Here is a 13,824-nt window from a genome sequence, read left to right on the forward strand (position 1 = left end):
GGGTCAGCCCACCTCCACCCGTGGCACGGCCCGGTCACCGGAACACACCGCGGCCAGGTCCGCCACGGTGATCCCGACGAGACTGTCGACGACCCGGACATCGGCGGCGACCGCGAACGACACGTCCGCCGGCACGGCGAGCACCGCCGCGCCGGCGGCACGGGCGCTGGCGACACCCGCCGGCGAGTCCTCGACCGCCAGACACCGCCGCGCCGGCACGCCGAGCGCGGCCGCCGCGGACAGGTACGGCGCCGGATCGGGCTTGGTGGCGGTCACCTCGTCACCACAGACGACGACATCGAAGTTGGCCCGGCCCAGCGTGTGCAGCGCCACCTCCACCAGGGCCCGCTCGGTGGAGGTCACCAACGCGGTGGGCAGGCCGGCGGCGCGTACCGCCCGCAGCAGATCCGCCGCCCCGGGCCGCCACTGGACCCCGGCCGCGAACAGGGCAGCCACCCGGTGCGTCAACCAGGCCGCACCGACCTGCGGATCCCGCTCCGGCTGACCGAGGTCGTCGTGCAACAGCCGCATCGTCGTGGCCATGTCCGACCCGACCATCGTCAGTCGCGCCTCGTCGGACAGCCGGCCGCTGTAGTGCACGGCCAGCTCGGTCAACGCCACGTCCCACAGTTTCTCGCTGTCGATCAGCGTGCCGTCCATGTCGAACAGCACCGCCGCCGGTGTCCGGGTGGTGCTCAGGGTAGGACCTCCTGATCGACTCGCCGCCCACACCGATCCTGCCAGGTCGGCCCGGACACCCGGCCAGTGCCCGCCAGGTCAGCTCAGGTCGCAACCGGCCAGTGAACCGTCGTAGCCCTTGAAGAAGGCCGCGATCCGCTGCTCCGCGGTGCCGTGCGAACCCTCCTCGAACCAGGGTTGGTCCGGGTCGTCGGCGACGGCCTCCAGCCCGCGTTGGAACTCGTCCAGGTCGCCGTCGTCGAGCTGCAGGGTGCCGTCGCGCACCGAGTCGCCCAGGTACGCCCCGGCCAGACAGTCCGCCGCGAGCTCCCGCTGGATGCTGAACGAGTACTCCAGCTCCAGCCTGACCTGGATGCCATGGGCGTACTCGTGGCCGATCAGATAGAACAGGAACGAGTCGCCTACCGCCTGGAACACCGAGTACGCCCAGTTGGCGTCGTAGGCGATGAACTCCGAGGCGGTGGTGAGGCAGTAGACCGCGTTGTTGCGCGGAATCAACTGTTCGCCGCAGGACACCTCGCCGTCGCGGTAGTAGGCGATGGTCCGCCCGATCGGCCGGAACGTGGCACCGAACCCGGCGAACCGCTGCTGCCAGTACCGGTCGGCGAGCGCCTCGGCACCCGCGATGTCCTGCTCGAACTCCTCGACCGTGTCCGTACCCTCCAGCAGGCCGTCGTCGCCAGCCGGTTCCCCACCGGGCACCGCCGGCTGGTTCCCCTCCCCCGACCGACCGTCCGGCAGGGGCGCGACCGCGCAGGCCGCCGCCGCGACGAGGGCGGCACACAGTGCCGCCACCCGGGTAAGACTCCAGGAACGTCCGTCGGGCTGCTCCATCGTCGGCTCCTTCTCCCGCCACGGTCAGATGACGACACACGCGGCCCCGTCCAGCACCATGCTGCCCCAGTTGCGCAATACGGGCCACGGCGGTGTGGGGATCATTCACCCACCACCGATGGTGCCCGGCGCGTGCCGCCGGGCCGAGCCGACGGCCGCAACGTAGGCTGGCGGGGTGAGGCTCGACAACGATTCCGCCAGTACCTGTCGACCGCCCGTGCGTACCACCGGTGGCACCCCCCGGTGCCGCCGGGTCGGGGAGGCACCGTGACCGAGTTCGACGGCCTGCCGGTGCTGCGATCGCCGGTGGCGATCGCAGCCTTCGAAGGATGGAACGACGCCGCCGACGCCTCCACCGCCGCCGTCGAGCATCTCGAGCAGGTGTGGCAGGCACACGAGATCGCCGCGCTGGACCCCGAGGAGTTCTACGACTTCCAGGTCAGCCGGCCGACCATCGCGATGTCCGGTGGGGAGACCCGCCAGATCCAGTGGCCCACCACCCGGTTCATGGTCGCCAGTCCGCAGGGCACCGACCGTGACGTCGTCCTGATCCGGGGCATCGAGCCGAGCATGCGCTGGCGCACCTTCTGCGAGCAGGTGCTGGAGTTGTGCCACAGCCTGGAAGTCAACCGGGTGGTGCTGCTGGGCGCGCTGCTCGCCGACGTGCCGTACACCCGCCCGCTGCCGATCAGCGGCACCGCCTCGGACAAGGAGGCCGCCGAGCGACTCGCGCTGATCCCGACCCGCTACGACGGACCGACCGGGATCGTCGGCGTACTGCAGGACGCCTGCAGTCGGGCCGAGGTCGACGCCGTGTCGTTCTGGGTGCACGTGCCGCACTACGCCAACAACCCGCCCTGTCCCAAGGCCACCCTCGCGTTGCTGCACCGGGTCGAGGAGGTGCTGGACCTGCCCGTGCCGATGGCCGACATGGCGGAGGAGGCCGCGAAGTGGGAGGCCCGGGTGCGGACCACCGCCGAGCAGGACGCCGAGCTGGGCGAGTACGTGCGCGAGCTCGAGGAGCGCGTCGGGGACGCCGGGATCCAGCCGCTCACCGGCGACGAGATCGCCCAGGAGTTCGAAAAGTACCTCCGACGGCGAGGCGGATCGGCCGGCCCGACAGCTGGATCAGGTGAGTGGCCGTCCGGCTGACCACGCCGGTTCTATCGGCTAACTGACACCTCGGTCAGCCGGACGGCCCATTGCCGGAAAATGTCCGGATGCTAACCCCCCTCCCTCTTATGCGTCTGGTGACCGGTTTCTGGAGCTTCAAGACCCTCGCCGCCGCAGTCGAGCTGGACCTGTTCACCCGGCTGGCCGATGGCCGGAGCATCACCGTCGCGCAACTGTGCGACGAGTACGGGCTCGCCGAACGACCCGCGGACACCCTCCTGGCCGCCTGCGCTTCCCTCGGCCTGCTGGTCAAGGAGCCCGGTGGTGACGGATACCGCAACGCCCCCGTCGCCGAGGAGTTCCTGGTGGTCGGGCGGCCGTACTACTTCGGTGGACAGGTACGCTACTGCGACGAGCGCACCTACCTGCCGTGGCACCGCATCGGCGAAGCGCTGCGCACCGACCGGCCACTGACCTGGGATCCGCAGACCCAGGAGTCGGTCTTCTCCAATGTCGACCCGCAGATGCTCGAGCTGTTCTGGGAGGCGATGTACGCGACGTCGATCTTCACGGCGCGGGCGCTCGGCGAAGCGTACGACTTCGGTGCCCACGACCGGTTGCTCGACCTCGGCGGTGGCTCCGGGGCTTACCCGATCGAACTGTGCCGTCGCTACCCGGACCTGCGCGCGAGCGTCTACGACCTGCCCCATGTGGTGCCGATCGCGGCCGACAAGGCGGCTGCGGCGGGCATGAGCGACCGGATCGGCACCATCGCCGGTGACTTCTTCGCCGACCCCGCGTTGCCGGATGGCCACGACGTGATGCTGCTCAGCATGGTCCTGCACGACTGGGACGAGACGACCAACCGGGCGCTGCTCGCCCGCTGTCACCGGGCGCTGCCGTCCGGCGGCGTGATCGTCATTTCCGAGCTGCTGCTCAACCCGGACCGCACCGGGCCGACCGAGGCGGCCCTGATGGGGATGAACATGCTGGTGGAGACAGTCGGTGGACGCAACTACTCGGAGACCGAGTACGCCGACTGGCTGGCCGACGCCGGCTTCGGGTCGATTCGGACCGTGACGTTCGACGCTCCGGGTGCCAACGGCGCCATCATCGCGCGCAAGCGCTGACCGGGACGTCCGGCGGGCGCCCGCCCGGGATCGGGCGCGCCGCGCGGGACGTGCCGACCCAGGTGGACTCGACGGGGGTGGCGGAGGCGTGTTGCCTTCGTCGGTGGTGTCCGGTGTGGCTGGACACAGCCCGTTCGTCATCCTAGGATGCTAGGTGGTCCCCGTCGAACGGAGCAGCCGATGCCACAGGTCAACCCCGGTGCCGCCGAGGTTCCGCACCGTCAGATCGCCGACCAACTGCGCGAACGCATCCGCCGTGGCGACTGGGCACCCGGCGAACGCCTGCCGGCGATTCCCGCCATCGCCGAGATGTACGGGGTCGCCAAGCAGACCGTCCAGCGCACCGTGGACCAGCTCCGCGTCGAAGGCCTGCTGATCACCAAGCCCGGCTCGGGCACCTTCGTCCGTGGCACCCGCCGTCGACTCAACCGGCTCGCCCGGGGCCGCTACGGCGGCCAGCGCGGCTACCACGCCGATCTGGCGGCCCGCTACCGCCAACAGCTGACCGAGGTCGGCCGGGCTCCCGCGCCGGCGGAGGTCGCCGACGCCTTCGGCGTGGCGGACGGCACCGAACTGGTGGTACGCCGGCACGTGGTCCGTACCGACGACTCCCCCGTCGAGGTCGGCGCCTCCTGGTTCCGGGTCGCCGACGCGGCCGGCACCAGCCTGGACCGGGCCGAGCCGTTCGGCCGTCCGCTGTACCAGGAGGCCGAGGAGGTGACCGGCCGGCGGTACACCTGGGCCCGCGACGTACTCACCGCGCGCCAGCCCAGCCGCGACGAGGCGCAGACCCTGCGGATCAGACCGGACACCCCGGTGCTGCACCTGCTCCATGTCGCCTACGACGCCGAACGTCGACCGATCGAGGTCGCTCAGGCCACCTGGCCCGGGCCGGTCACCACCCTGACCGAGGAGTACCGGGTGCCGGCGCCGGTGCCCGATCCGGACCCGGATCCGGGTCTGGTACTCGGCTGAGCGGCGTTTTCTTACGCCGTACTTTGTTTTCCATACCAACTATTGACACGTGTGATCGAGATATGTGAATCTCCCGGCAAGGGTCCACCGCACGGGTCGTGCGGCGGTAGCGGGATCTCCGGGCATCCAGCGCCGACCCCGACCCGGGTGGCGGCGTGCCGTCCCCGGTGACCCCACGACCGTTCCGTCCACCTGTCCGGGAGCAGACATGCCTTCCCTCTCCGTCACCGTCTGGGCGCCCGTACGCCGGGCGCTCACCGTCACGGCAGCCGCCGCCCTGCTGCTGGGCGGTGCCCTCGCCGAGGTCGCCACCGCCCACGGTTCGTCGATCGATCCGCCGTCGCGCAACTACGGCTGCTACGAGCGCTGGGCCAACGACTTCCAGAACCCTCGGATGGCCACCGACGATCCGATGTGCTGGCAGGCCTGGCAGGCCGACTCCACCGCCATGTGGAACTGGAACAGCCTCTACATCGACGGCGTCGACGGCCAGCACCAGGCCCACATCCCCGACGGACAGCTGTGCAGCGCCGGCAACACCGGTGGTACCCGCTACGCCTCGCTCGACGTACCCGGCAACTGGCGGGCGGCCAGCGTCGGGACCAACTTCACCGTCACGTACCACGATCAGGCCCTGCACGGTGCCGACTACCACCTGGTCTACGTCACCCGACAGGGCTTCGACCCGCTCACCCAACGCCTGCGCTGGAGCGACCTGGAGCTGGTCCGGACCACCAGCGGCGCGGCCCCCGGCGCCGGCACCCGGACCAGCAACCCCAACCTCAACGGCGTCTCGGTCGACATCCCGGTCAGCGCGCCGGGACGCACCGGGCGGCACATCGTCTACCTGATCTGGAAGGCCAGCCACGCCGACCAGACCTACTACTTCTGCAGCGACGTGAACTTCGGCGGTACCGGGGCGACCCCGGCACCGACCACTCCCGCACCCGCACCGACCACCCCGGCGCCCGTACCCACCACGGCCGTGCCGACCACGGCCGTACCGACCACGGCCGCGCCGACCACCAGCGCGCCAGGCGACTGCACGGCGACGCTCGCGGTCGTCGCCAGCTGGCAGGGCGGCTTCCAGGCCGAGGTACGGGTCACCGCCGGCGCCTCCGAGCTGACCGGATGGACGGTGGGCTGGACCAATCCGACCGGCCAGCAGGTGACCCAGGCGTGGAACGCCGCCCTCACGAGCAGTGGGTCCTCGGTGACCGCCCGCAACGCCGCCTACAATGGCGCGCTCGCTGCCGGCGCGAGCACCAGCTTCGGCCTGATCGGGTCGGCCACCGCAACGCCGTCGGCGTCGGCGTTGACCTGCCGGGCCGGCTGACCCGCACGCACCGCCGGGGCCGCCACCGTCGCGTCGGTCCCGGCGGTACCGTGGGCACCGATCAGTCGCGGACCCGCACGCCCAGCAGCGCATCGCACATGTCGGCCATCAGCGCCGGCGCGTGGGCGTCCACGCCGACACCGGCCAGCGCCTCGTCGACCCACTCGTCGACCACCGCGAGCGCACCCGGGGTGTCGAGGTCGTCGGCGAGGCGGCCGCGTACCGTGGCGAGCAGGTCCGCGCCGGACGGGCCCGCCGCCGCGCCCGCCGCCGCCCGCCACCGCTGCCACCGCTGCTGGCCCGCCTTGAGTACGTCGTCGGTCCACTGCCGGTCGGCCCGGTAGTGCCCGGACATCAGCGCCAGCCGTACCGCCATCGGGGCGACCCGGTCGCCGCGCAGCCGGGAGACGAACACCAGGTTCCCCCGCGACTTGGACATCTTCTCGCCGTTGAGGCCGATCATCCCGGCATGGACGTAGTGGGCCGCGAACGGTGCCTGGCCGGTCAGCACCTCGGCGTGCGCCGCGGAACACTCGTGGTGCGGGAAGATCAGGTCGTTGCCGCCACCCTGGACGTCGATCCGCTCGCCCAGCAGGCGCAGTGCGATCACCGCGCACTCGATGTGCCAACCCGGCCGCCCCGGCCCGAGTGGACCGCCCTCCCACGCCGGCTCGCCGTCGCGCGCGCCCCGCCACAGCAACGGATCCAGCGGGTCGCGCTTGCCCGGTCGCTGCGGGTCACCGCCGCGCTCGGCGGCGAAGATGAGCATCTGCTCCCGCGACAGGTGCGACTCGTAGCCGAACCGGTCCGCCGCCGCCAGATCGAAGTAGATGTCGCCGCTGCCGTCGGCCAGCCGGTACCCCGCGCCCCGGTCGAGCAGCACCCGGACCTGGTCGGCGATGGCGGGAATCGACTCGACCGCGCCGACGTAGTGCGCCGGTGGAATGATCCGCAGCGCCTCCATGTCCTCACGGAACAACGCGGTCTCCCGCATCGCCAGGACCACCCAGTCCTCGCCGTCACGGGCCGCCCGCTCCAGCAGCGGGTCGTCGATGTCGGTGACGTTCTGGACGTACTCCACCTGATGGCCGGCGTCGCGCCACATCCGCTGCACCAGGTCGAAGGTGATCATGGTGGCGGCGTGGCCGAGATGCGTGGCGTCGTACGGGGTGATCCCGCAGACATACATCGTCGCCGGGCGTCCCGGGCTGGTGGGGGCCACCGCCTGTCGCGCCGAATCGAACAACGCCAACGCCGCGCCGGTGCCCGGCAGCCGGGGCACCTCGTGGCCGGTCCAGGAGTCCATGCCGTCAGCCTATCCAGCGGTCACCGCACGGCTGGTCGCTGCCACAGAGATCACATCGGCGGCCACGGGATCGCGCTACGCTCGTCCGGCGGCGCAGGAAACCGACCGGACTCCGCCAGGTGGGCCGCCCGCCGCCGCAGCTGGGCGATCTCCGCCGAGGTCAGCAACGGGGCCAGCGCCGCACCCACCGGACCGTCCAGGGCCGTCAGCAGCCGGCGCAACGCCGGTGGAGCCTGCGCCGGCAGCCGCTGCCCGGCCCACCCCCACAGCACGGTACGCAGCTTGTCGTCCACGTGGAAGCACAGTCCGTGGTCGACCCCGTACACCTGATCGGAGTCGCCGGTCAGGACGTGGCCGCCCTTGCGGTCGGCGTTGTTGACCACCACGTCGAACACCGCCATCATGGCCAGCCGTGGATCATCGGCGTGCGCCAGGGCGTAGGCGTTGCCGGCCGAATCCCGGGCGGCGGCAATCGGCAACCAGTCCGCCGGCACCTCATCGGCCGCGACGAAGCCGATCAGCGGCACCGCCGACGTGGGCTCGTCGATCCACAGCTGGCAGGCACCCGGACCGAACGGTCCGTCGCGCAGCACCGTCGGCGGCACCAGCGGCCAGTCCAGCGCCTGGGCCACCAGGTACGCCGACGCCTCACGGGCGGCCAACGTACCGTCCGGAAAATCCCACAGTGGACGTTCGCCACGGACCGGCTTGTAGACGCACCGGGCCGCCTGCCCGTCGCCGCTGACCACTGCGCGCAGCGTGGTGTTCGACGCGTCGACCAGCTGCCCCTCCAGCTCGATCGACCCGGTACGCAACAGGGTCAGCGTGTCGGCGACGTCGCGCACCGAGGGCTGTCCACCGGGCTCCATCACGCTCAGCGGTGGTAGCCGTTGTTCCGGGGGCAGAGATGGCCGCGCGGATCCAGCGGCTGGCCGCAGAGCGGGCAGGGAGGACGACCGGCCGCAACCACCCGACGGGCGCGGTCGATGAAACCACGGGTGGCGGCGGGGGTCAGTCGCACCCGGAGGCGGTCCAGGCCCGGATCGTCGGCATCGTCGTCCTCGGCGTCGGCGAGCAGCGCCGCGACGGCACCCGCGTCGGCGTCGTCCTCGGCGTCGGGCTCGGGCTCGGGCTCGGCCTCACCGACGGCAATTGCCTCGATCACCACGGTCGACGTGTCGACGTCGAAGGCCAGCCCGAGGGTGCCGACGCGGAACTCCTCGTCGACCGGCGTCTCCAGCGGGTCGTTGTCCGACTGGCCACCGGGAAGTTCCGGCACGTCGACGCCGAACCGCCGCTGCGCCTCGGCCAGCAGCTCCTCCAGCTTCTCCGCCAGCAGCGACACCTGGACCTTCTCCAGGGCCACGCTGACCACGCGGCCGCCGCCCCGGGCCTGCAGGAAGAACATCCGCTCCCCCGGCGGCCCCACGGTCCCCGCGACGAACCGCTCCGGCGGCTCGAAGGCATGCACCTGGTGGGTCATGCCGTCGACCCTATCGGGCTCCCGGGTCGATCCGGTAACGCACCGACCCGATTGCCCGACCGGCACCCCACCGACGGTTCACCGCGACGGCTCACCATCTCCGGCGCCACCCCCGACGGGAGCGTCCGACTCCGACGGACGACCCCGACGCCGGCCCCGGCCCCGTTTGGCCACGACCGGGCCGGTCAGGTCGGCCCCGGTGTCGTTGAGCCGCAGCAGGAACGGTCGGGTCGCGGTGTAGCGGATGACCGTCAGCGACGCCGGATCCGCCACGATCCGCTGGAACAGGTCGAGGTGCAGACCCAGCGCGTCGGCGACGATGGCCTTGATCACGTCGCCGTGGGTGCACGCCAGCCAGAACGCGTCCGGCCCCTGCTCGGCATCGACGACGGCGTTCCAGTGGCGGACCGCCGCCACCGCCCGGGCGGCGACCGCCGCCATCGCCTCGCCACCGGGGAACACCGCAGCGCTCGGGTGCTCCTGAACCACCCGCCACAGCGGCTGCTTGGCCAGGGCACGCAACGGCTGCCCCTCCCATTCGCCGTACCCGCACTCGATCAGACCCTCGTCGAGGGCCGGCGTCACCGCGGGCAGTGCCAATGCCAGCGTCTGCCGGCAGCGCACCAGTGGGCTGCTGACCACCTGTGCCCACGCCACCTGGGCGAGTCGGGCACCGACCGCCTGGGCCTGGGCCCGGCCGGTGTCGTCGAGCTCGACCGGCCGGCGTCCGGCCAGACCGCCCTCGGCGTTGGCCGTCGTGCGGCCATGTCGCAGAAGCACCACTGTCGCCATCGGGCCAGCGTACGGCGAACGCCGCCGCGCGGTGCGGCCAGCGCACCGGCACCCGGTCGACCGGCGGCGGTCAGGTCGCCGAAATGGTGCCCGTCATCAGCAGCGCCATCACCAGAGAACCGAGGGCCACCCGGTAGAGAACGAAGGCGTACAGGGTGTGATGGGCGACGTAGCGCAACAGCCAGGCGATCGCCGCGTAGCCGACCGCGAAGGCGATCACCGTCGCCACCGCCATCTGGGCGACCGTCGGCGCCCGGCCCTCCGGGTTGAACACGTCCGGCAGGCTGAACAGACCCGACATCACCACCGCCGGGATCGCCAGCAGGAAGGAGAACCGGGCGGCGGCCTCCCGGGTCAGGTTGAGAAACAGGCCGGCGGTCAACGTGCCACCGGAACGGGACACCCCGGGAATGAGCGCCATCGCCTGGGCGAAACCCATCACCACGCCGTCCCGCATGGTCAGGCGCTGCAAGGTACGGGTCTGCCGTCCCCAGTACTCGGCGAACGCCAGAATCAGGGCGAACACGATGAGCACGGTGGCGGTGATCCACAGATTGCGCAGGCCGCTGCGGATCTGGTCCTTGAACAGGAAGCCGATCACCCCGATCGGGATCGACCCGACGATGACGTACCAGCCCATCCGGTAGTCGGGGTCGCCACGCACCGACGAGTCCCAGATGCCCACGATCCAGGTCTTGGAGATCCGCCAGATGTCCTTGGCGAAGTACAGCAGCACGGCGGCCTCGGTGCCGAGCTGGGTGACCGCGGTGAACGACGCCCCGGCGTCGGCGTCGAAGAACAGCGCCGAGGTGATCCGCAGGTGCGCCGACGAGCTGATCGGCAGGAATTCGGTCAGCCCCTGCACCACGCCGAGCACGATGACTTCGATCCAGCTCACCGCCGCACCCCCGGCCGGGCACCGGCGGCCATCGACGCGGACCGTTCCCGGTGGTTCACTGGCCCACCCCGGCGGTGTCGAGGGCCTGCGCCACCGTCCGCAACGTCGCCTTCTTCTCCTCGACGTCGCCGCCGAACAGGCTCACCGACAGCGTCGTCACCCCGGCCGCGGCGAAGTCACCGATCCGCTCGGCGATCCGCCTCGGCGGACCCAGCAACGACGTACGGTCGATGAACTCCAGCGGAACGGCGGCGGCGGCGTCGCGGACCCGGCCGGCCAGATAGTGGTCCTGGACCTCGTCGGCGGCCGCGCCGAACCCCATCCGGGTGGCCAGCTGGTGGTAGAAGTTGCGGGACCGGCTGCCCATCCCGCCGATGTAGAGCGCGGCGTAGCCGCGTACCAGATCGGCGCAGGCGGCCACGTCGTCGCCGACCACCACCGGTACGGTCGGCACCACGTCGAAGCCGGCCAGGTCCGCCCCGACGCGGAACCGGCCGGCGGCGACCGCCGCCAACTGCTCGGCTGCCGCCTCCGGTGAGTAGAACACCGCCAGCCAGCCGTCGGCGATCTCGCCGGCCAGCTCCAGGTTGCGCGGGCCGACCGCAGCCAGGTAGACCGGGATCCGTGACCGTGGCGGACGGAAATTGAGTCGCAGGGCCTTGCCGGGGCCGTCCGGCAACGGCAACGGATAGTGCTCACCGGCGTACTCGACGCGCTCGCGGGCGACCGCGCGACGGACGATCTCGACGTACTCCCGGGTCCGTGCCAGCGGCTGGCCGAACCGTACGCCGTGCCAGCCCTCGGAGACCTGCGGCCCGGACACCCCCAGGCCGAGCCGGAACCGACCGCCGGAAAGGGTGTCGATGGTGGCGGCGGTCATCGCGGTCGCCGCCGGGGTCCGCGCCGGGATCTGCATGACCGCCGCACCCACGTCGATCCGGCTGGTCTGCCCGGCCAGCCAGGCCAGTACGCTCGGCGAGTCGGATCCGTACGATTCGGCCACCCAGACCACCGCGTAGCCGAGCCGATCGGCCTCCTGGGTCAGGGCCAGGTGTTCCACCGGCGAACCGGTGGACGTGAGGTAACCGAGGCTGAGCCCGAGTCGCACTCCCGTCATCCCCCATCCCCCGCGCACGGGGCGTCGACGCGTCCACCCGGCGAGAGCCGGGTGGCAGGCCGCATCAGGGTACGCAATCGTCCGCCGCCGTTGGACGACCGGCCGGGGCGACTCGCCGGTGACCGGATGTCCGGGCAGGTGACCGGGGTTGACAGGAGCGAGGATATCCGTGCCGCCGGGTTCTGCATAAGGTGCACCCATGCAGCAGCGACCGCTCGGCCGCAGCGGGCTGGCGGTTTCCCGGCTCGCGCTCGGCACCATGACCTGGGGCCGGGACACCGACGCCGACGACGCGGCGGCGCAGCTGAAAAGCTACCTGGACGCCGGCGGGAACCTGGTCGACACCGCCGACGTGTACGGCGACGGCGACGCCGAAGCGGTGATCGGGACGATGCTGGACAGTATGGTCCCCCGCGAGGACCTGGTCATCGCCACCAAGGCCGGGTTGCGACCGGGCGATGCACGCCGGCGGGACACCTCCCGCTGGCACCTGCTGCGTACCCTCGACGCCTCGCTGCGCCGGCTCGGCACCGACTACGTCGACCTGTGGCAGGTGCACGGCTACGACCCGCAGACCCCGTTGGAGGAGACCCTCGCGGCGGTGGACCTGGCGGTCGCCAGCGGACGGGTGCGCTACGCCGGTGTGTCGAACTTCAGCGGCTGGCAGACGGCACGGGCCGCCGCCTGGCAGACGGCGGTGCCCGGCCGGGCACCGGTGGTCGCCGTCCAGGTCGAGTACTCGCTGCTGCAGCGCGGCGTGGAGCGCGAGGTGCTGCCGGCCTGCGCCGCCCTCGGGTTGGGGCTGCTGGCCTGGTCGCCGCTGGGTCGTGGAGTGCTCACCGGCAAGTACCGGCACGGCCGGCCGGTCGACTCCCGGGCCGCGTCGACGCACCTGGAGCGGTTCGTCGCCGGTTATCTGGAGCCGCGGTCCTCGAGCATCGTCGAGGCGGTCGCCACCGCCGCCGCCGGGCTGGGGGTGGCACCGTTGGAGGTGGCGCTGGCCTGGGTGCGGGACCGGCCGGGCGTCACCGCGCCGATCCTCGGTGCGCGCACCGCGGGCCAGCTCGTGGGGGCGCTGCAGGTCGAACGGATGACCTTGCCGGCGGAGATAGCCCGGGCCCTCGACGACGTGTCCGCGCCACCGGTCGGCTACCCCGAGCGCGACGGGTGACCGGCGGCGGCGCGGCCGCAGGCCTCGGGTGACAGTGCGCCGCCGGCCCGGCAGGATGGGTCCATGGACTACGAATACGCGCCGCTGCGGTTACCGCCGAACGTCGACCGGGTGACCGCCGCCGCGCAGCTCGCGATCCAGGCCGAGTTCTCCGGTTGGGAACTGGCCCGGGTACGTCTGTACCGCGACGGCACCCGTCAGGTGGTGCTGCGCCGCAAGGTCGCCGCGCTGCCGCAACCCGGCCTTTCCGTCTGACCGGGTCACGGCAGCGACGACGGTTCAGCCCCGCCCGATGGGCTCCGCCTCGGTGACCGCGTCGTCGTCCGACAGGTAGGCGTGCTCGTCGAGGCGTCCGACGATCTCGTCGCCCGGTGCCGACCGGAACGCGGCGTCGACGTCGTCGACATCGAGCGCCTCCGGGTCAAGCGGCGTGCCCACCTCGTGCACCGTCACCACCCCGTCGAGCGGGTCCAGCTCGGGGATGTCCAGTGCGCCGAGCGAGCCGTCGCCGGCCTGCAGCAGCTCCAGGACCGCCTCACCGACCCCGGTCACCGGCTCGGTCTCCTCGGTGGCCGGGGCGCCCTGGCGACGGGCCGCCTCGGCGATGCGGATCAGCGCCGCCACCGATGGCACCCGGTAGTCACGACGCTGCCGCACCGAAACGAACCGCGGGTGCGGATCGTCCGGCTCGCCGCCGTCGACACCGCCGGCACCGACACCGAACCGTTCGTCGGCCTCCTGCGGGTCGATCGACTCGACGTCCCAGGGGGTCACCTCGCCGAACGCGTCCAGCAGCAGCTCGTCATAGGCGTAGGAGGCGTTGTTGAGGGTCACGTACGCCTGCCAGACCGCGTCGTCGTCGATGCGGCCCTGTGCGGCCTTGACCGTGTCCAGGTGTGCCCGGGCCGCCTGGAACACCTGCTCCAACGCGGCGTCGAGTGCGGTGTGCTGGTCGGTCATGCGGATGGAG

At 71.9% G+C, this 13,824-nt stretch carries 15 protein-coding genes; 6 read left to right on the top strand and 9 right to left on the bottom strand.

Annotated elements, in window-relative coordinates:
* Positions 1-3: 3 nt before the first annotated feature.
* Both ACN28F_RS01105 and ACN28F_RS01110 read right to left on the bottom strand, forming a co-directional pair.
* The gene (locus tag ACN28F_RS01105; RefSeq protein WP_421356832.1) at positions 4-672 is read right to left on the bottom strand and encodes an HAD family hydrolase; all 669 of its coding nucleotides are present in this window, start codon (positions 670-672) and stop codon (positions 4-6) included.
* A 105-nt stretch (positions 673-777) separates the two neighbouring features.
* A complete protein-coding gene (locus ACN28F_RS01110) occupies positions 778-1,533 on the bottom strand; it encodes a neutral zinc metallopeptidase (protein WP_421356833.1) in 756 nt (251 codons plus the stop codon).
* Between the two features lie 267 nt (positions 1,534-1,800).
* Between ACN28F_RS01110 and ACN28F_RS01115 the strand changes: the two genes are divergently transcribed.
* The 4 genes from ACN28F_RS01115 to ACN28F_RS01130 all read left to right on the top strand — a co-directional run bounded on the left by ACN28F_RS01115 (position 1,801) and on the right by ACN28F_RS01130 (position 6,087).
* Positions 1,801-2,685, top strand: coding sequence for a PAC2 family protein (locus tag ACN28F_RS01115; RefSeq protein ID WP_289206289.1), 885 nt, complete (start codon positions 1,801-1,803; stop codon positions 2,683-2,685).
* 68 nt (positions 2,686-2,753) lie between these two features.
* Positions 2,754-3,776 (top strand): methyltransferase, encoded by a 1,023-nt coding sequence (locus ACN28F_RS01120; RefSeq protein WP_289206290.1) that lies wholly within the window; start codon positions 2,754-2,756, stop codon positions 3,774-3,776.
* A 180-nt stretch (positions 3,777-3,956) separates the two neighbouring features.
* On the top strand, positions 3,957-4,751 hold the full coding sequence (locus ACN28F_RS01125) for a GntR family transcriptional regulator (protein ID WP_289206291.1): 795 nt from the start codon (positions 3,957-3,959) through the stop codon (positions 4,749-4,751).
* Positions 4,752-4,959: 208 nt separating this feature from the next.
* Complete coding sequence (locus ACN28F_RS01130) at positions 4,960-6,087, top strand: lytic polysaccharide monooxygenase auxiliary activity family 9 protein (RefSeq protein ID WP_421356834.1); 1,128 nt, start codon at positions 4,960-4,962, stop codon at positions 6,085-6,087.
* Positions 6,088-6,148: 61 nt separating this feature from the next.
* On the opposite strand, the gene mshC is transcribed toward ACN28F_RS01130, so the two are convergent.
* From mshC to ACN28F_RS01160, 6 genes are all read right to left on the bottom strand, one after another.
* Positions 6,149-7,393, bottom strand: a complete 1,245-nt coding sequence (gene mshC, locus ACN28F_RS01135; protein ID WP_421356835.1) for a cysteine--1-D-myo-inosityl 2-amino-2-deoxy-alpha-D-glucopyranoside ligase — start codon at positions 7,391-7,393, stop codon at positions 6,149-6,151.
* 50 nt (positions 7,394-7,443) lie between these two features.
* On the bottom strand, positions 7,444-8,262 hold the full coding sequence (locus ACN28F_RS01140) for an SCO1664 family protein (protein ID WP_421356836.1): 819 nt from the start codon (positions 8,260-8,262) through the stop codon (positions 7,444-7,446).
* Between the two features lie 5 nt (positions 8,263-8,267).
* A complete protein-coding gene (locus ACN28F_RS01145) occupies positions 8,268-8,876 on the bottom strand; it encodes a DUF3090 domain-containing protein (RefSeq protein ID WP_289206294.1) in 609 nt (202 codons plus the stop codon).
* A gap of 78 nt (positions 8,877-8,954) precedes the next feature.
* Positions 8,955-9,668, bottom strand: a complete 714-nt coding sequence (locus ACN28F_RS01150; protein WP_421356837.1) for an MSMEG_4193 family putative phosphomutase — start codon at positions 9,666-9,668, stop codon at positions 8,955-8,957.
* A gap of 70 nt (positions 9,669-9,738) precedes the next feature.
* On the bottom strand, positions 9,739-10,566 hold the full coding sequence (locus ACN28F_RS01155) for an undecaprenyl-diphosphate phosphatase (RefSeq protein ID WP_289206296.1): 828 nt from the start codon (positions 10,564-10,566) through the stop codon (positions 9,739-9,741).
* Between the two features lie 55 nt (positions 10,567-10,621).
* The gene (locus ACN28F_RS01160; RefSeq protein ID WP_289210971.1) at positions 10,622-11,674 is read right to left on the bottom strand and encodes an LLM class F420-dependent oxidoreductase; all 1,053 of its coding nucleotides are present in this window, start codon (positions 11,672-11,674) and stop codon (positions 10,622-10,624) included.
* 208 nt (positions 11,675-11,882) lie between these two features.
* Here ACN28F_RS01160 and ACN28F_RS01165 point away from each other — a divergent pair, with 208 nt between their 5' ends.
* Both ACN28F_RS01165 and ACN28F_RS01170 read left to right on the top strand, forming a co-directional pair.
* Positions 11,883-12,854, top strand: coding sequence for an aldo/keto reductase (locus ACN28F_RS01165; RefSeq protein ID WP_289206297.1), 972 nt, complete (start codon positions 11,883-11,885; stop codon positions 12,852-12,854).
* A gap of 63 nt (positions 12,855-12,917) precedes the next feature.
* Positions 12,918-13,109 carry a DUF5703 family protein gene (locus ACN28F_RS01170; RefSeq protein WP_282227433.1) on the top strand — a complete coding sequence of 64 codons (192 nt, stop codon included), beginning with the start codon at positions 12,918-12,920 and terminating at the stop codon, positions 13,107-13,109.
* 24 nt (positions 13,110-13,133) lie between these two features.
* On the opposite strand, the gene ACN28F_RS01175 is transcribed toward ACN28F_RS01170, so the two are convergent.
* Positions 13,134-13,814, bottom strand: a complete 681-nt coding sequence (locus ACN28F_RS01175; protein ID WP_289206298.1) for a hypothetical protein — start codon at positions 13,812-13,814, stop codon at positions 13,134-13,136.
* Between the last annotated feature and the right edge of the window lie 10 nt (positions 13,815-13,824).

This window comes from Solwaraspora sp. WMMA2101, assembly GCF_049179175.1.
Classification (GTDB): domain Bacteria; phylum Actinomycetota; class Actinomycetes; order Mycobacteriales; family Micromonosporaceae; genus Micromonospora_E.